We start from the raw sequence: 17,723 nt of genomic DNA, 5'->3' as shown, positions 1-17,723 counted from the left end.
GCACACCCAATGTGCCTCAAAACCGCCACTGAACGACCGGAACCTCTGCCATGATCCCAGCCGAACTGCTTCGTCAGTCCCGCATCGAAACTGTTGCACAAAGCCTGCGTGAAGACATTGGAGATGGCGACATTACTGCCATGCTGATTCCGCAGGCGCGCATCAGTCGCGGACATGTCATTACCCGTGATGCCGCAACCATTGCTGGGCGCGCATGGGTTGAGGAGGTGTTCAGGCAGGTAGATCCTGAGGTCACCCTGAACTGGCAGGTGCAGGACGGAGACGAGGCAAGCCCTGGGCAGTCGCTGTTTTCCATGGAAGGCCCAGCCCGCAGCCTGCTCACCGCCGAGCGCTCAGCCCTGAACTGGCTGCAGTTGCTGTCCGGCGTTGCCACCACGTGTGCTGGCCATGCCCGCCGTGTCGCCCATACTGGTGTCCAACTACTGGATACCCGCAAGACCCTGCCGGGCCTGCGGCTGGCGCAGAAATACGCGGTTACCTGTGGTGGCTGCCATAACCATCGCATTGGTCTGTGGGATGCCTTCCTGATCAAGGAAAACCACATTGCCGCCTGTGGCTCTATTGCCAATGCAGTCAGCGAGGCCCGCCGCATTGCCCCTGGCCGACCGGTGGAAGTGGAAACCGAAAACCTGGACGAACTGGATCAGGCCCTGGTCGCAGGCGCGGATATCATTATGCTGGATGAGTTCTCACTGGCGGACATGCGTCAGGCGGTTATCCACACGGCTGGCGCCGCAAAGCTGGAAGCGTCCGGCGGCATCAACAGCGAAACGCTGGTACCCATTGCCGAGACCGGTGTTGACTATATTTCTATCGGTGCATTGACCAAGGATGTCCGGGCGGTGGACCTGTCCATGCGCCTCGACTCCCACGACTGATTCGGTCAGAGCCCCGTTTGTGCGCCTAGGGCCGACCGGACAGCAGACGGTCCATTTCTTCCAGCTCGCTAATCAGGCCAGTCCCGGACTCTTCCCTGCCCCGAAAGTGCTCCTCTGCCATCGGTGCCATACCTGACACCTGAGGCAGGGGGTGACCGCCCTCAATTAACTCCTTCATCCGGCTGACAAAGACGAACTGCAACCACTGGGTAAACTCCAGCGTGTCCACGGCAAATGGCTGGGCGCTCTGCAGCGCCTCTGGCGATGGCGGCTCACTCTCCCATGCATCGATTCGACGCAACTCAATCTCTATCTGAAGCAGGCTGTCCGCAACACGGGTGGTATGGTCGGACGAATTCGCCATAGTTACGCTCACTCTCAATCTGCCAGGGGTTCCAGTTCAACGGTCTCGCCGTGAAGCACTCGGTAGAGGTCTTCATATTGCCGTGTAAGCGGGTGTTTTGGTGCCATATGAATCAACGGTTGCCGGCTCTGGTGCGACTCCTTCATCTTCACCGAACTGGACAACCTCACCGGTAATACCGGCAGACCCTCATCCATCAGCTCGCGCACCAGCTTCTTTGGCAGACTGGCGCGGGGCTGGAACTGGTTCGCGACAATACCTTCGACCACGAGGTCTTCGTTGTGGTCTTCCTGCAGCTCCTGGATCTCGTGAAGAATGCTGTAGAGGGCCTGACGGGAAAAATCATCGCAATCGAAAGGGATCAGGCAGCGCTGCGCCGCAATCAGTGCCGACCGGGTGTAGAAATTGAGTGCCGGCGCCGTATCTATGTAGATTTCGTCAAACGACTCTCCAAGTTTCTTCAGCGCTTCCCTCAGCTTGTAAATCTTGTGCTTGGCTTCCAGTTTGCGCTCCAGAAAATCCAGTTCCGGGCTGGAGGGCATAACAAACAGGTTGTCGAAGGGAGAGGCGTGGACAAATTCGTCAGCGCGCCGATTGAACACGGTAAACGCCACCGTCTGCTCAAGGTAGTCGGCGATGGTATCCTTAAGCTCGCCCGCAGGCTTGCCCAGCAGGTAGTGGGTGGAATTACCCTGGGGATCAAGATCGACAACCAGTGTTCGTTTGCCCCGGGCGGCGCTGATCGCGGCCAGGTTACAGGTGATACTGGACTTGCCGACGCCACCTTTCTGGTTAAACACTACTCGTCTCATGCTGCTTCCTCTGACAGTTTCCCTGCGAATATAACGCCCTACCAGCCCAACACCGACTTGACGAACGGGATCGTCAGCCGCCGCTGGGCGCGTAATGAGTTTTCATCCAGGCGATCCAGAATCGCCAGTAGATCAGCCAGTTTCCGGGGTGCTCGCCTGAGTATGAACACAGCTACATCGTCACTGAGGACAAGGCCACGCTGTTCCGCCCTCGCCATCAGTATCCTCAGGCGATCATCGTCGCGATGAATACCCAACTGAATGGTCAGACCATGACTCAACCGGGACACCAGGTCCTGCAACCCGAACGGCAGCGACGCCGGCAGCTCTGACAGGCTGACGACCATCAGATGGCCATGGTCATTCACCCGATTGTACAGATGGAAGATGGCCTCTTCCCAGTTTTCCTGGCCCGCAATGAGATCCAGGTCGTCCAGGCAGATGACGGACTGACCCTCAAGCCCTGAGAGCGAGTCAGGCCCCAGGGGCAACAGCTCCTCCATGCTGACACAAACCGCGCTCTGTTGGTTCTGCTCCGCCAGATGACAGGCCGCCTGCAACAGGTGGCTTTTGCCAGTATCAGCGTCTCCGCAGACGGCGATGACGGGCACAGCGACGGCCTGTTCACAGGCGGACTTAAGCCTCGCCGCGGCATCAGCATTCCGGCTACCATGAAAATTGTCAAAACGGGCGTCATCCCGAAGCTTTACCCCCAACACCAGCTGTGACGCACTCACTGCCTTTTTGCCCTCCATGCTCTCAGACTCCATACGCCGATATAGTGCGCACCACTGAAAATGGCTGACGCCGCCACCAGCAGAATGCCAACGTCCATAACCCACGGCTGCATCGGCAACTCCGCCAGTAGAATGATGATCGCGAGGGCGACCAGAATCTGAATCAGGGTGTTGAGTTTCCCGGGCAGGCTTGGCTGCATCTCAAAGCGACCGACACCATAATGAAACGCCAGCCCACCACAGACGATCAGAAGATCCCGGCCCAGCACCAACCAGAACAGCCAGGCTGGAAGTACGCCAGTCAGAACCAGCATCAGATACGCGGTGATCAGCAGTGCTTTGTCCGCTAATGGGTCGGCAATGGCGCCAAGCCGGGTTCGCCAGTTGTAATGACGAGCCAGGAACCCGTCAAAGGCATCCGTTGCGGATGCCAGAAAAAATATCACCAGGGCGAAACGATATTCCTTGGCCATCAGGGCTGCAGCAAAAGGAGCAATCAGTAAAATGCGCAGAAACGTCAGCGCATTTGGAATCCAGCGCCAGCGGTGCGTCATGACGTGACTCCCCAAATACCGAACACCGCGATATTATTCCCCGTCTTCCGACTCGACGATGGAGGCAGGCTGCCAGCGGTAATGAAGCACCTGGTAGAGTGACTCGAACGCCTGTTCTGATTCTTCCTCATTATTTGCCAACAGCGGTTGGTAGACGAACAGTGGATTCGCGGAGGCCGCAGCGCTTTCAGTGCTCTGTTCAGCCAGTGCGATGCCTCCTTGTGGCGCCCGCTGTACCGGTTGCGCCTGAGACTGACCGCCGGACTGTTTCTCGTCACCGGTGGGCATGCGGGAGATCTCAGCCTCAGAAAGAGGAACCAACCGCGGATCCAGGGCAATGTACTGCTTCAACTGCTCCATCTCCCCTGAGAATGCGACCCTGAGTGTCAGTTGTTCCTTCCTCGCTCTTGTCGCACCTGCATCAACCACGGGGGACAGGTTCTTGAGAACCCCATTCACTCGGGCGTAGTCCTTCAGATTGCTGACTCCGTGCACAACGATGTCCACCTGTGGAGACTCACCGACATCACTGCCCGCAACCGCATAACGATCTGCGAACATTTCCGCCCAGCGCCCGACAACGGCAGCGGCCAGAGCTTGCGGAGTGTCAGCGGTCACCGATTGCTCTGTACTATCCAGCCCCATACCGTCAAATACCCATCCGGCGCGCCACTGTGATCCGGAACGGCTGACCCGTACCAATGACATCAGGTCATGCTCCATATCTTCAGACGACCTGCGGACACTGGACGTAAACTGGCCCCATATGTCCGATAACAGTTCACGGTCGTCCCGGTACCTTGCTGGGGGAAGACCCACCGGCAAACCGCGGTCGACCGCCGCGTCCTGAAAGACACGACGCCATTGCTCATCGGCGCCCGTCCCGGTGCTGTCGCTTCCCTGGTGGACCAGAGTGCGGCGTCCACCCTCTTCGACCGCGATCCAGGCCAGGGTCAGCGGCCGGTTCGCGCCCCACACCGGCGCATCCGCAGACGCCAGCGCACGGTTGACACCGACCGCGCCGAAACTCATCCGTAGTCTGTGATTTCCCGTATCCGAGCGTAAGAACTGGTAGGACTGAAGCAGCGATTCGGCGTTCGCCAGGAGCTCCGCAACACCGTCGCTACGCAACACGTCGCGGGTGCCCGAAACACGTACAAACACGCGGCTAAGGCCGTCCGCATAGCCCTGCTCAAGTTCCTGCGGCTGGGAACCCTCGACGGGCACTTCCACCGAGTAGAGGCCGGTGACGGTAACAGCTGCCGCTGGCGTGGCCATCAGCGCCAGAACGCCAAACAACCGGAGTGACTGACGGATTATCCGCGCTGCCTGCATCGAGATTTTTCCTGAGTCTGGCATGAAACACCCTGCGATTCGTCTTAATGGCGCATAGGATACACCAAGCCCCCTGGTGTGAGTAGCTAACCGGGATTGCAGAAAGTCAATCCGGTGCCACACTGCCTTGAGGGTGACAAACGGGGCAATTGCATTTGGAGCACCGTTCCGCACCTGTTAAAATCCGCCGCCTGTCCCACTGTCCAAACGGTTAAGCACACCATGAGCGAACAGAAGCCCTCCCTCACCTATCGTGATGCCGGCGTTGATATCGATGCTGGTAACGAACTCGTCGACCGCATCAAGAACACCGCGGCGCGCACACGTCGCCCGGAAGTCCTTGGCGGCCTCGGTGGCTTTGGCGCCATGGTGGCTATTCCCCCTGGCTACAATGAGCCTGTGCTGGTGTCAGGCACCGATGGCGTCGGCACCAAGCTTCGACTTGCCATGCAGCTCCAGAAGCACGACACCATTGGCATTGACCTTGTGGCCATGTGCGTCAACGACCTGGTGGTGGGCGGTGCAGAACCCCTGTTCTTCCTGGACTATTACGCTACCGGCAAGCTGAATGTTGACGTTGCCGCCGAGGTTGTCGACGGCATTGGCGCTGGCTGTGAACAGGCCGGCTGCTCCCTGGTGGGCGGCGAGACTGCAGAAATGCCGGGCATGTACGAAGGGGACGACTACGATCTGGCCGGTTTCTGTGTGGGTGTGGCGGAGCGCAGCGAGATCATTGATGGCAGCCACGTGCAGGCTGGCGACGTTCTGCTCGCCCTGGGTTCTTCTGGCCCGCATTCCAATGGTTACTCCCTGATCCGCAAGATTCTGGAAGTCAGCAACGCTGACCTGAACCAGACGGTTGCCGACGTTACCCTCGCGGATGCCCTGATGGCGCCCACCCGCATTTACGTGAAAAACCTGCTCCAGCTCGCCCGCGAAGTGGACGTTCGTGCGCTCTCCCACATTACCGGCGGAGGCCTTCCGGAGAACATTCCCAGGGTTCTGCCTGATGGCATAGTTGCGGCCATCGATACGGACAGCTGGCAACTGCCCCCGGTTTTCCAATGGCTGAGAGATGCCGGCGGCGTTGCCAGCGAAGAAATGTACCGAACATTCAACTGCGGCGTTGGTATGGTTGTATGCATCCCGGCCAACCAGCGCGAACTGGCCCTCGATACGCTGAACGCTCTGGGTGAAAAAGTCTGGCAGATCGGCATCATTGAGGCCTCTGACGACGCCACGGCCTCTGCCTCGGTACGTTATGCGCCAGGGCTGTTGTCGGCATGAAGGCAGATTCCGTAACCGCCCCTCGCATCCTGGTCCTGGCTTCCGGCAGCGGAACCAACCTCCAGGCCCTGATTGACGCCAGCCGGGAGCGGGACTTTCCCGGCCAGATCGTTGCGGTAGGATGCAACCGCCCTGGCGCCTTCGCGCTTGAGAGGGCAGCTCAAGCCAATATCGACACCTTCACCGTGGATCATACTCATTATGGCTCCCGCGAGGAATTCGACGGCGCTCTCATGGCGGAAATCCGCCGCCACAACCCGGACCTGATCGTTCTGGCAGGCTTCATGCGCATCCTGACCACGGATTTCGTACGGGCACTGCGTGGCACCATGCTGAACGTGCACCCTTCCCTGCTGCCCAAGTACACCGGGCTGAACACCCATCAGCGTGCGCTGGACGCTGGCGAAACAACCCACGGTGTCTCCATTCATTTTGTCACCGAAGAACTGGATGGCGGGCCGGTGATTGCGCAGGCGGAAGTGAGCATCTCTTCTGACGACACCCCGGAATCCCTGGCCGAGAAAGTCCAGGAGAAAGAACACGTGCTTTACCCAATCGTCGTGCGCTGGTTCTGTGAGGGGCGCATTCAACTGGGCAGCGACTACGTGGTATTCGACGGTCAGCCACTGAACCGACCTCTGGTGCTTCCGGACGAGAACACAGCTGCCACGACCTGAGTAAACTTATCGTCATCTCCGGGAGCAACCAGGCGCGCTAGACTGTCCAGTAACCAGGCAAAGCCCCATCTGCCATTGCAACCGGAGGAGTCACATGCCCCTGAAACTCAGCCCCACAGCCTTGCCCGCCCTGTTGGCCGGGGCCCTGCTTTTTGGTGCCACACTCGCAAGCGCCTCCGATGCGCAGGAGGACGTAGCCCTCCAGCCAATGAAGCTCAGCTACAATGCGTCCCTGGACAAGGGCATCTCTCTCAATGGCGATGCCCGCCGCAGCCTCGAGCAACGGGACGATGGCACCTGGCGTTTCCGAACGGACGTGAATTCCTTTGTCGCCGATATCGACGAATCACTGATCTTTCGCTGGGAAGATAATCAAGTGGTTCCCCTGCGCTATCGCTATAAGCTGTCCGGCCTGCTGATCAGAGACCGCGAGGAAGCGATCGATTTTGACTGGGAAAATAAAGTGGTCAGCGGGCATCACGAAGGCGATAAGTTTTCGATGACGCTGGAGGACGGCGCCATGGACCCCATGGGCTACCAACTGCAACTGAGCCAGGACATCAAGGCCGGCAAGCGTGAGATGGAATACCGCGTCATCGACAAGGGCGACTACGACACCGACAGGTTCTCCGTGGTTGACGAGGAGACCGTGCGCATCAACGGCGACGACATCCGCACACTCAAGGCCGAGAAAGTCCGCGACAGCGACAGCAAGCGTCAGTCACTGATGTGGTTCGCGCCAGAGCGTGACTATCTGCTGATCCGTTTCCTCCAGGTGGAACCTGACGGCAGCGAGTACGAGCTGACCATCAGCAACGCCAAAGTGGGCCGCTAGAGCGATGGGTTACGGGTTGGTCGTCGCCCAGACAGCCTTCACCTCATCCGCAATGATTCGCAGCCCCTCCGCCACGCGCTCATCGTCCTGTGAATAGGTCACTCGCAGGCATTCGTGGCGGTGTTTCCAGCCGTCTTCCGGCAAGCCGGGGAAGAAGTAGTGCCCTGACACCACCAGCACGCCCCGCGCCTTGAGCCGCTGATACAACTCCAGACTGCTGATCGGCAGCCCCGGAAACCAGAGCCAGAGAAACATGGCGCCTTCCGGTTTATGGACATACCAGCGACAACTGTCCTCGCCCATGGCATCCCGGAACACCGCCACCGCCCGCTCCATTTTCGCCTTGTAGAACGGGCAGACCACGTCCCGGCTGAGCGACAGGATCTCTCCTGAGCGCACCAGAGGCTCCGCCAGCATGGCGCCAAAGCTACCAGTGGCCAGGTTCATGATGGCATTGACGCCCGACAAGGCCTTGATCACCGGCTCCGCCGCAATAACGATGCCCGTTCGAACGGCCGGCAGGCCGAACTTGGACAGGCTCAGACACAGGATCACCTGGTCGTTCCAGTGGGGTGTCGCATCCACAAACAGCAAATTTGGAAATGGCGTACCGTAGGCTCCATCCACAATCAGCGGGATGTCGTGCTGGCGGGCCATCGCTTCCAGCCGGGCCAGCTCTTCGTCGGTGACCACATTTCCGGTGGGGTTCGTGGGCCGGGAAACGCAGATGGCGCCAGTTTCAGCCGTTACCTCAACCGCATCGAAATCCACCCGGTATTTGAACTCATGGGCGTCGGTGAATGAGATATCCGGCTGCACGGCGTGGAACAACCCGGGTTCAATACCGGCATCGGCATAGCCTATGTACTCTGGCGCCAGTGGCAACAGGACATGCTTGTGCACTCCATCGCCATAGTCACCACCAAACATATTGAACAGCATGAAAAACGCAGCCTGACTGCCATTGGTCAGGGCAATATTTTCCGGTTTCAATCCCCAGTCGTACTCCCGGTTCAGAAGGTCAGCCAACGAGGCAATGAACTGCTTCTCACCCTGGGGCGGGTCATAAATGCCAACCAACCTGCGCGTATCACCATCGCTTTGGGCCATGTCGGCCAGTATCTGCTGGACCCGAGCCTGGATCTCGGGAATATGGCCGGGATTCCCGCCGCCCATCATGATCATGTCGTCGCCGGACGCCAGGGCGTTGCCAAGGTCATCCATCAGGGAGGTAATGCCCGCATCCGCGGTAAATTTCCGACCAAAGGAAGAGAGTTTCATGATGCTTTTCTGTACCGGATTAAAACGGATTGTCACCCAAGTGTAGGCCAGAGCCGGCAGCGCTGCCGGTCAATCGCTCAGCGAGATGCCCAGGTTGCTCACACCGTCGTTGGCGGCATCGCCGTGGATACGTTCAACAAACTGGCTGGTGGGCGTGCGCTGGCGTTTGAGGGCCAGGACCAGATCGCGCTGGAATACCTTGTCTTCTTTCATCAGCGGGTGCTGATCCAGCAGCCTGACCAGCTCATCATCTTCTGCCAGATCTTCACCTTCGGAAAGCTCAACAAAGTTCATGACGGTCGCGGTGGCCATCTGGGAGGCGTCGGTTGCACGGTGCTTACCCGGATTGAGTCGGTTCAGCAACGCTTGCTCCAGCAACTGGCAGAAATCAAACGCCGGATAGACTCCGTAAGCGTCATAGGCGTTCACATCTGGCGATAGCGATTCGAGTTTCGCCAATAGCTGGGGAATGGCCGCTTCGGAAGCGTCCTTTTGCAGCATATCCCAGCCTAGATCGAGCAACTGGCGCATTTTTGCACCGGTTTTCAGCCCAACGGCGTCCGCAAACAGGGCGTAATTGGGGAAGGAGCGCTCAGCAAGGGCCATCAGGAAGGTGAATTCCCGCCAGCCCTGCAGTTGTGAGACCGCTTTCAGAAACTGATTGGCGTTCACTGTGGCTCTCTCCTGACGATGTCACTTCCCGGAATCGCCCCTGCGGCACTGCCACTCATGTTCGCGGCAGGGTCACGCCTGTCTGCCCCAGGTACTTTCCGCCCCGGTCTTTGTAGCTGGTGTCGCAGATTTCATCGGACTCGAAGAACAGCATCTGGGCGACGCCTTCGTTGGCGTAGATTTTGGCCGGCAGGTTGGTGGTGTTGGAAAATTCCAATGTGACCTGACCTTCCCATTCAGGTTCCAGTGGTGTGACGTTGACGATGATGCCACACCGCGCGTAGGTGGATTTGCCCAGGCAGATGGTCAGCACGCTGCGGGGGATACGGAAGTATTCCACGGTGCGTGCCAGGGCGAAGGAGTTGGGCGGTATGATGCAGACGTCGCCGGTGTAGTTGACGAAGCTGTTGTCGTCGAAGTTCTTCGGGTCCACGGTGGCTGAGTGGACGTTGGTGAAGATTTTGAATTCGTTGCTGCAACGGACATCGTAGCCGTAGCTGGATGTGCCGTAGGAGATTACGCGGCCTTTTTCGGTTTCGCGGACCTGATCGTATTCGAAGGGTTCGATCATGCCGTGATCCCGGGACATCCGGCGGATCCAATGGTCGGATTTGATGCTCATGGGTGACGTCTCGTATCCATAAAAAAAGAGGCGGTAGTTTACCTGTTCAATTAATGACTGTCGAAGCTTTGGCCCCGTGAATTCCACCTTCCAGCTTGGTGGCTGCGACAGCGAAGAGGACGGGTTTGAAACACGCCGTTAATACGTCCATGTAGGCTTGAGAAAAACATCCATGTTTTTCACAGTTTCAAACCCGTCCTCTCCGCTGTCGCGATCGAACCTTAGCGGTATTCGCCTAGTGTTCGGTTACGGAAACACTGGAGATTGAACCGGTTAGGTTTCGCTCCCTTGTAGACAGCTCCGCGCCAACCCGGCGGGCGATATCCTTGTAGCGCCTTGCCACTTCCGAATCGGGTTCCGCCACCACAGACGGGGTGCCGCTGTCAGTCTGTTCGCGGATGGTCATGTGCAGCGGGAGCTGGCCAAGCAGCGTGGTGCCGTACTCCTCGGCGATGCGTTCGCCGCCGCCGTGGCCGAAGAGGGGTTCTTCGTGGCCGCAGTTGCTGCAGATGTGGACGCTCATGTTTTCCACCACGCCCAGCACGGATATGTCCACCTTGCGGAACATTTCGATGCCTTTCTTGCCGTCCAGCAGTGCGATGTCCTGAGGCGTGGTTACGATGACGGCGCCGTTTACCGGGACTTTCTGGGCGATGGTGAGCTGAATGTCGCCGGTGCCCGGGGGCATGTCCAGGATGAGGTAGTCCAGTTCGTTCCACAGGGTCTGTTGCAACAACTGCATGACGGCGCCGCTGACCATGGGGCCGCGCCAGACCATGGGGGTTTTGTCGGTGACGACGAAGGCCATGGAGTTGGCCTGCAAACCGTGAGCCTCCATGGGAACGAAGTATTTGTTTTCCTTGGTGTCGGGGCGCTTGCCTTCCGGGACGCCCAGCATCATGCCGATGCTGGGGCCGTAGATGTCGGCGTCGAGGATGCCCACGCGGGCGCCCTCGGCGTGCAACGCGAGCGCCAGGTTGACAGCGGTGGTGGATTTGCCTACGCCGCCCTTGCCGGACGCGACGGCAATGATATTTTTCACACCGGGCACGGACTGGATGTCCTTCTGGACCTTGTGGGAGTGAATTTTCTGGCCCACATGGACATCCACGCTTTCAACGCCATCGACGTCGTCGAGGGCGTTGGTGAGCAGCTCTTTCAGGGCGCCGGCGATGCCTTTTGACGGGTATGGCAATTCGACCATCACGGTGACCTTGCCGCTGTCGTCCGCGGTCAGGGATTTCACCGCACCCAATTCGTACAGGTCCTTGCCCAGGTAGGGGTCGCGATACTGTTGTACGGCGGTTTCCAGTGCCTGCTGTGAAATCTGTGCCATCGGAATCTCCGGTCTAACGTCACGCGCATTTATTAGCGCGGAAACAGGTGTTTCGGGTGAAAATTATCTGCTCGGAAGGTATCATTTGTGCCCGTTTCTGGCCATAAGGGTTCTTTACCCGGAGCAAGGCCGGTAAACGCGAACACCCAACTCCTGACGAATGAAGGTTCGGACCACAACATGACGCAAGCGAGTTCAAAGCAACAGCGCGATATTCTGGTAACCAGCGCCCTGCCGTACGCCAATGGCCCCATCCACCTGGGCCATCTGCTGGAATACATTCAGACGGATATCTGGGTGCGCTATCAGAAAATGCGTGGCCAGAACTGCTACTACGTTTGCGCGGACGATGCTCACGGTACTGCTATTATGCTCCGTGCCGAGCGGGAAGGCATCTCTTCCGAAAACCTGATTGATCGTATCCAGGACGAGCACCAGCAGGATTTCGGTGGTTTTCACATCCGCTTCGACAACTATTACACCACCCACTCCGAGGAGAACCGCCAGTTCTCGGAGTACATTTATCGCCAGTTGCAGGAAAACGGCCACATAGCCACCCGCAAGATTACCCAGGCGTTCGATCCTGAAAAGAACATGTTCCTGGCGGACCGGTTCATCAAAGGCACCTGCCCCAAGTGCAAGACCGAGGACCAGTACGGCGACAACTGCGAAGCCTGCGGCGCCACCTATACCCCAGCCGAGCTGATCAATCCCCGCTCGGCGGTTTCCGGCGCCACGCCGGTGGACAAGGAATCCGAGCACTACTTCTTCCGCCTGCCGGAATTTGCAGACTTCCTCGCGAACTGGACCCGCAGCGGTACGCTACAGCCCCAGGTGGCCAATAAGCTGGCCGAGTGGCTGGATGCGGGTCTGCAGGAATGGGACATCAGCCGCGATGCCCCCTATTTCGGATTCGAGATTCCGGATGCACCCGGCAAGTACTTCTACGTCTGGCTCGACGCGCCCATCGGTTACCTAGCCAGTTTCAAGAACCTGTGCAACCGGGAAGGCATTGATTTCGAGCATTTCTGGAAGGCGGACTCCACCGCCGAGGTGTACCACTTTATCGGCAAGGACATTATCAATTTCCACGCCCTGTTCTGGCCGTCCATGCTGCACAGCGCCGGGTTCCGCACGCCCAGTGCCGTCTGGGCCCACGGTTTCGTGACGGTGAATGGCAAGAAGATGTCCAAGTCCCGGGGCACGTTCATCATGGCCCGTACCTATCTGGACCACCTGAATCCGGAATACCTGCGCTACTACTTCGCCGCCAAACTCACCGGCAGCGTCGACGACATGGACCTGAACCTGGAAGACTTCGCCGCGCGGGTGAACTCGGATCTGGTGGGCAAGGTGGTCAACATTGCCAGTCGCAGCGCCGGGTTCATCACCAAGCGCTTTGACGGCCAGCTCGGTACCGTTACCGAACATGAAAAGCTGAAAGAGTTTATCGAGGCCGGTGATGAGATTGCGGACTTTTTCGAGGCCCGGGAGTTCGGCCGCGCCATGCGTCGTATCATGGAACTGGCGGACATCGCCAACCAATACGTGAATGACGAGCAGCCCTGGGTCATTGCCAAGCAGGACGGCCAGGACGACAACCTGCAGGCCATCTGCACCAATGCCATCAACATGTTCCACCTGCTGATGACGTACCTGGCACCGGTTCTGCCGGAAACCGCCAAGGCGTCCGAGGCCTTCCTGAATGCGCCGCTGGACTGGAACAAGCGCGAGCAGCGGCTTGAGAATCACGGCATCAACAAATTCAAGCCGCTGATGAACCGAGTGGACATGGCCCAGATCGAGAAAATGCTGGACGCGTCCAAGGAAGAAATGCCCGCGGCGACAGGACAGAAGGCCCCGGAAGCCAATCACGAGCCGATTGCCGATGAAATAGAATTCGGAGATTTCGCGAAGGTGGATCTTCGGGTCGTCAAGATTGTCAAAGCCGAGCACGTGGACGGCGCCGACAAGCTGCTTCGCCTCACCCTTGACGTTGGAGAGGGCGAGCGCAACGTCTTTGCCGGCATCAAATCGGCGTACAAACCTGAGGACCTCGAAGGACGCCTGACGGTGATGGTGGCCAACCTCAAGCCCCGAAAGATGAAATTCGGGATGTCAGAGGGCATGGTGCTGGCGGCCGGCCCCGGCGGAAAAGATATTTTCATCCTGTCACCGGATTCGGGCTCCACGCCCGGCATGCGGATTATGTAATGGCGCGCTCTGATGACTGAGTATCTGCTGATCCTGGTCAGCACCATACTGGTGAACAATTTTGTGCTGGTTCAGTTTCTTGGACTGTGCCCGTTCATGGGTGTATCCGGGAAGCTGGAAACCGCCATGGGCATGTCATTGGCCACCACGTTTGTGCTGACCCTGGCCTCGGTGTGCAGCTACCTGGCGTATACCTACCTGCTGGAGCCCCTGGATCTGGCGTTCCTGAAAACCATCACGTTCATCCTGGTCATCGCCGTTGTCGTGCAGTTCACTGAGATGGTGGTACGCAAGACCAGCCCCCTGCTCTATCGGGTATTGGGCATTTTCCTGCCGCTGATTACCACCAACTGCGCGGTTCTGGGTGTTGCCTTGCTTAACCTCAACAAGAACAATAACTTCGTGGAATCTGTCCTGTACGGATTCGGAGCCGCCGCCGGCTTTTCGCTGGTGCTGGTGCTGTTTGCTGCCATGCGTGAACGCATCGCCGTGGCCGATGTTCCGGTTGCCTTCCGGGGCGCTGCCATTGGCATGGTCACCGCCGGGTTGATGTCTCTGGCTTTCCTGGGCTTTACTGGTTTGGTCAGCGTCTGACGGAGCGTTTGTATTATGTGGACGAGCATACTGATTGCCGTAGTGGTTCTGCTCGCGCTGGCGGTTGTGTTCGGCGGCCTGCTGGGCTTCGCTGCAGAGCGCTTTCGGGTGGAAGGCAACCCGCTGGTGGACCAGATCGACTCCATGCTTCCCCAAACCCAGTGCGGCCAATGTGGTTTTCCCGGCTGTCGTCCGTACGCGGAATCCATTGCCAACGGCGATGCCATCAACAAGTGCCCTCCGGGCGGTGAAACCACCATCAAGGCACTGGCAGACCTGCTGGACGTGGAGCCACAACCGCTGGACGCGGAACACGGGGTGGAGCAGGCCAAGCGTGTTGCAGTGATTCGCGAGGACGAGTGTATCGGCTGCACCAAGTGTATCCAGGCCTGCCCGGTGGACGCCATCCTCGGCGCCGCAAAACACATGCATACGGTGATCGAGAGCGAATGCACCGGCTGTGATCTGTGTGTGGAGCCCTGCCCCGTGGACTGTATCGACATGATTACGATAGAACCCGACATTCGCTCCTGGACCTGGACTCCGCCTACGTCCGGTGTGATTGCCACCGATCGTCAGGGGGCCAACGCCTGATGACACAGCTCTGGGACTTTTCCGGCGGCATCCATCCTGCCGAAAACAAACACCTGTCCACATCACGCCCTATCACTGACGCCGGCCTGCCGGAGGTTCTGGTATTGCCGCTGCAGCAGCACATAGGCGAACCAGCTGAAGCCTGTGTTGCAGTCGACGATCGAGTTCTCAAAGGCCAGAAAGTTGCCGACGTGACCGGCGGCATGGGCGTACCCGTTCACGCGCCGACCTCCGGTACTATTGAATCCGTCAGCCTTCAGCCCGTTCCCCACCCCTCCGGAATGAGCGACTGGTGTATTACACTCAAGCCCGACGGAAAAGATGAGTGGGCGCCTCTCAACCCGGTAACGAACTACCGAGATCTGGACCGGGAAACGGTGCTCGAACGAATTCGCGACGCCGGCATTTCGGGCATGGGAGGCGCCGGCTTCCCAACAAACATCAAGCTACGCCCGCCCCGGGACCGCAAGGTGAACACGCTGATCCTGAACGGCGCGGAGTGCGAGCCTTACATCACTGCCGACGATATGTCGATGCGGGAGAACGCGGGCGAGATCATTGCCGGGTTGCGGATTATGGCGTGGGTACTACGCCCGGAACGGGTTGTAATCGGCATCGAGGACAACAAACCCGAGGCCATCTCAGCGCTCAGGAAAGCCGCAGAGGGCACCCAGACAGAGATCGCAGTAATCCCTACCAAATATCCCTCTGGTGGCGAAAAGCAGCTGATACAGATCCTGACAGGCATGGAAGTGCCCAGTGGCGGGATTCCGGCGGATATTGGAGTGATGTGCCAGAACGTGGGCACAGCCATCGCCGTATCTGCCGCTATTCACCGGGGAGAGCCATTGATTTCCCGCGTGACAACGGTCACTGGTGATGCCGTCACCGATCCCGGTAATTTCGAGGTCTTGATCGGCACACCTATCGACTATCTGCTCGCACAGGCCGGGCCCACCCAGAACAAGCTCCACCGCCTTGTTCTGGGTGGGCCAATGATGGGCTACACCCTGGAAACTCCGGCCGTACCGGTGGTCAAAACCACCAACTGCGTGATTGCCGCCACGGCCACGGAATTACCGGACCCCGCTCCGGAACAGCCCTGTATTCGCTGCAGCATGTGTGCCGAAGCCTGCCCCATGGAGCTGCTGCCCCAGCAACTGTTCTGGTACTCCAAATCCGGAGAACTCGACAAAGCCGAGCACCTGAACCTGTTCGACTGCATCGAATGTGGTGCCTGTTCTTACGTCTGCCCCAGCTCCATTCCGCTGGTTCAGTACTATCGTGCCGCGAAAGGCGAAATTCGGGTGCAGCAGGCCGAACAGTTGAAGGCAGACCGCGCCCGTGAACGCTTTGAAGCCCGTCAGGCCAGGCTCGAACGAGAACAGCAGGAGAAAGAACAGCGGCGTAAGGAGCGGGCAAAAGCAGCCGCCGAGGCTCAGGCCAAGAAGCAGGCAGAGGCCGAAAAGGCGGAAGCAGAGGGCCAACCAGCCGATGACCGTGCCGCCAAGGCCACCCTGGTGCAGGAAGCCTTGGCACGTAAAAAAGCCAAGGCCCAACAGCAGGCCGAAACAAAAGCCGGGGCCTCTGAGACCAGCACCTCCAGCGAACCGACGCCCGATATCGACGCCCTGGAAAAGCAGCTCGCCCAGGCCACCGCCAAGCTCAATACCATGCAAAGCATGCTCGAGGACGCCAGGGCTGAGAACGCAGACAACGTCGAAAAACTCGAGAGAGCCGTCACCAAGAACCACGACCGGGTAAAACGGGCGGAAGAGGCTCTGGCTGAGGCCCGGCTATCTGTGGCGGCCACCGATACCCAACCGACAGACTCATGATGAACAGGCCCCAACGCTAATGGCACTTGCGCAACAGTCCTCGCCCCACGCCCGTAACGCCCGCTCCACATCACAGGTCATGCTGTGGGTGATACTGGCGGCCTTGCCCGGCCTGCTGGCGCTGACCCTGTTCTTTGGCTGGGGCAATCTGATCAACGTGGTATGGTGCATCGCAGTGGCACTGGCCGCCGAGGCTGCCATCCTAAAGCTTCGCAAGCGCCCGGTGGCTTTCTTCCTGAAAGACAACACCGCTGCGGTCACCGGCCTTTTGCTCGGTCTTTCCCTGCCGCAGTTTGCGCCCTGGTGGGTATCCGCGATTGCGGTCATCGCCGCCATCGTCATGGCCAAACAGCTCTATGGTGGTCTGGGCTCCAACCCCTTTAATCCCGCCATGGTGGGTTACGCCCTGGTGCTGATCTCGTTCCCCGTGGCCATGACCACGAATTGGGCGCAGCCCGGTCTCCTATGGGAATCCGCGCCGGGCTTTGTCGACACCCTGGGCATGATCGCCTCCGGCCAACAGACGGCGGTAGACGCGTTCACCATGGCCACGCCGCTGGATGAATACAAGCACAAAATTACCACCCACACCGCAGCGGAAGTCCTTGCTCACCCCACTTTCGGCGACGGTGTTGCCCGGGGCTGGGAATGGGTCAACGCTGCATTCCTGGTAGGTGGTCTGGTTCTTGTCGGCTTGAAGATTATCACCTGGCACATTCCAGTCAGCATGCTGGCGGGGCTCGCGCTTATGAGCCTTGCCTTTGGCAGCAACGCGGACCTGTATGCGCCGCTGTCCATGCACCTGCTGGCCGGGGGCACCATGTTGGGCGCGTTCTTTATTGCCACGGACCCGGTGTCCGCCGCGTCCAGCCATCAGGGCAAGCTGATCTACGGAGCGGGTATTGGTATTCTGATTTACCTGATCCGCGCCTGGGGCGCCTACCCGGATGCAGTGGCCTTCAGCGTTCTGCTGATGAACTTCGCAGTGCCGTTTATCGACCACTACACGCCGCCCCGTACCTACGGGCATCACAAGCCCCGGCGCGGCATTCCCGGCAAGGGTCAGGGGTAA

General features: G+C 59.0%; 18 protein-coding genes. 9 read left to right on the top strand and 9 right to left on the bottom strand.

The features are described from left to right. Window positions 1–50: 50 nt before the first annotated feature. Window positions 51–899 carry a carboxylating nicotinate-nucleotide diphosphorylase gene (gene nadC / locus AC13D2_RS04435; protein WP_292049437.1) on the top strand — a complete coding sequence of 283 codons (849 nt, stop codon included), beginning with the start codon at window positions 51–53 and terminating at the stop codon, window positions 897–899. A 25-nt stretch (window positions 900–924) separates the two neighbouring features. On the opposite strand, the gene AC13D2_RS04430 is transcribed toward nadC, so the two are convergent. The 5 genes from AC13D2_RS04430 to AC13D2_RS04410 are packed head-to-tail and all read right to left on the bottom strand — an operon-like array spanning window position 925 to window position 4,725. Beyond that, window positions 925–1,263, bottom strand: coding sequence for a YqcC family protein (locus tag AC13D2_RS04430; RefSeq protein WP_292049438.1), 339 nt, complete (start codon window positions 1,261–1,263; stop codon window positions 925–927). Between the two features lie 14 nt (window positions 1,264–1,277). Continuing rightward, window positions 1,278–2,075: a ParA family protein gene (locus tag AC13D2_RS04425; protein ID WP_040474789.1), complete on the bottom strand. Its 798-nt coding sequence runs from the start codon at window positions 2,073–2,075 to the stop codon at window positions 1,278–1,280. Between the two features lie 38 nt (window positions 2,076–2,113). Next, a complete protein-coding gene (gene hda / locus AC13D2_RS04420; protein WP_292049440.1) occupies window positions 2,114–2,830 on the bottom strand; it encodes a DnaA regulatory inactivator Hda in 717 nt (238 codons plus the stop codon). After that, complete coding sequence (locus AC13D2_RS04415; RefSeq protein WP_300495667.1) at window positions 2,809–3,366, bottom strand: CDP-alcohol phosphatidyltransferase family protein; 558 nt, start codon at window positions 3,364–3,366, stop codon at window positions 2,809–2,811. Before AC13D2_RS04415 ends, hda begins: the two co-directional genes overlap by 22 nt. A gap of 33 nt (window positions 3,367–3,399) precedes the next feature. After that, on the bottom strand, window positions 3,400–4,725 hold the full coding sequence (locus AC13D2_RS04410; protein ID WP_421910593.1) for a DUF2066 domain-containing protein: 1,326 nt from the start codon (window positions 4,723–4,725) through the stop codon (window positions 3,400–3,402). Window positions 4,726–4,923: 198 nt separating this feature from the next. On the opposite strand from AC13D2_RS04410, the gene purM reads away from it, so the two are divergent. From purM to AC13D2_RS04395, 3 genes are all read left to right on the top strand, one after another. Further along, window positions 4,924–5,988, top strand: a complete 1,065-nt coding sequence (gene purM / locus AC13D2_RS04405; protein ID WP_482938257.1) for a phosphoribosylformylglycinamidine cyclo-ligase — start codon at window positions 4,924–4,926, stop codon at window positions 5,986–5,988. Beyond that, window positions 5,985–6,665, top strand: coding sequence for a phosphoribosylglycinamide formyltransferase (purN, locus tag AC13D2_RS04400; protein ID WP_300495658.1), 681 nt, complete (start codon window positions 5,985–5,987; stop codon window positions 6,663–6,665). The genes purM and purN overlap by 4 nt, the downstream gene beginning before the upstream one ends. 94 nt (window positions 6,666–6,759) lie before the next feature. Further along, entirely contained in the window at window positions 6,760–7,500 is a 741-nt protein-coding gene (locus AC13D2_RS04395; protein WP_300495655.1) for a DUF3108 domain-containing protein, read from the top strand. Between the two features lie 9 nt (window positions 7,501–7,509). Here the strand turns inward: AC13D2_RS04395 and AC13D2_RS04390 are convergent, their stop codons facing one another. The 4 genes from AC13D2_RS04390 to apbC all read right to left on the bottom strand — a co-directional run bounded on the left by AC13D2_RS04390 (window position 7,510) and on the right by apbC (window position 11,411). After that, on the bottom strand, window positions 7,510–8,781 hold the full coding sequence (locus AC13D2_RS04390; RefSeq protein ID WP_482938256.1) for a valine--pyruvate transaminase: 1,272 nt from the start codon (window positions 8,779–8,781) through the stop codon (window positions 7,510–7,512). Window positions 8,782–8,850: 69 nt separating this feature from the next. Further along, window positions 8,851–9,453, bottom strand: a complete 603-nt coding sequence (locus AC13D2_RS04385; protein WP_482938255.1) for a YjaG family protein — start codon at window positions 9,451–9,453, stop codon at window positions 8,851–8,853. Between the two features lie 55 nt (window positions 9,454–9,508). Then, window positions 9,509–10,075: a dCTP deaminase gene (dcd, locus tag AC13D2_RS04380; protein ID WP_007155426.1), complete on the bottom strand. Its 567-nt coding sequence runs from the start codon at window positions 10,073–10,075 to the stop codon at window positions 9,509–9,511. Between the two features lie 235 nt (window positions 10,076–10,310). Then, complete coding sequence (apbC, locus tag AC13D2_RS04375) at window positions 10,311–11,411, bottom strand: iron-sulfur cluster carrier protein ApbC (RefSeq protein ID WP_421910592.1); 1,101 nt, start codon at window positions 11,409–11,411, stop codon at window positions 10,311–10,313. A gap of 180 nt (window positions 11,412–11,591) precedes the next feature. On the opposite strand from apbC, the gene metG reads away from it, so the two are divergent. Genes metG through rsxD form a run of 5 tightly spaced genes read left to right on the top strand, consistent with a single transcriptional unit; the run spans window position 11,592 to window position 17,723 of the window. Next, window positions 11,592–13,625, top strand: coding sequence for a methionine--tRNA ligase (gene metG, locus AC13D2_RS04370; protein WP_482938254.1), 2,034 nt, complete (start codon window positions 11,592–11,594; stop codon window positions 13,623–13,625). A gap of 12 nt (window positions 13,626–13,637) precedes the next feature. Further along, the gene (rsxA, locus tag AC13D2_RS04365) at window positions 13,638–14,219 is read left to right on the top strand and encodes an electron transport complex subunit RsxA (protein ID WP_007155451.1); all 582 of its coding nucleotides are present in this window, start codon (window positions 13,638–13,640) and stop codon (window positions 14,217–14,219) included. 15 nt (window positions 14,220–14,234) lie between these two features. Then, on the top strand, window positions 14,235–14,813 hold the full coding sequence (gene rsxB / locus AC13D2_RS04360) for an electron transport complex subunit RsxB (protein ID WP_292049455.1): 579 nt from the start codon (window positions 14,235–14,237) through the stop codon (window positions 14,811–14,813). Then, window positions 14,813–16,651 carry an electron transport complex subunit RsxC gene (gene rsxC, locus AC13D2_RS04355; protein ID WP_292049457.1) on the top strand — a complete coding sequence of 613 codons (1,839 nt, stop codon included), beginning with the start codon at window positions 14,813–14,815 and terminating at the stop codon, window positions 16,649–16,651. Before rsxB ends, rsxC begins: the two co-directional genes overlap by 1 nt. A gap of 19 nt (window positions 16,652–16,670) precedes the next feature. Continuing rightward, the gene (rsxD, locus tag AC13D2_RS04350) at window positions 16,671–17,723 is read left to right on the top strand and encodes an electron transport complex subunit RsxD (protein WP_482938253.1); all 1,053 of its coding nucleotides are present in this window, start codon (window positions 16,671–16,673) and stop codon (window positions 17,721–17,723) included.

This window comes from Marinobacter sp. B-12 (assembly GCF_056857915.1).
The sequence above is the reverse complement of the archived record's forward strand: the minus strand, read 5'-3'. Positions and strand labels throughout refer to the sequence as shown.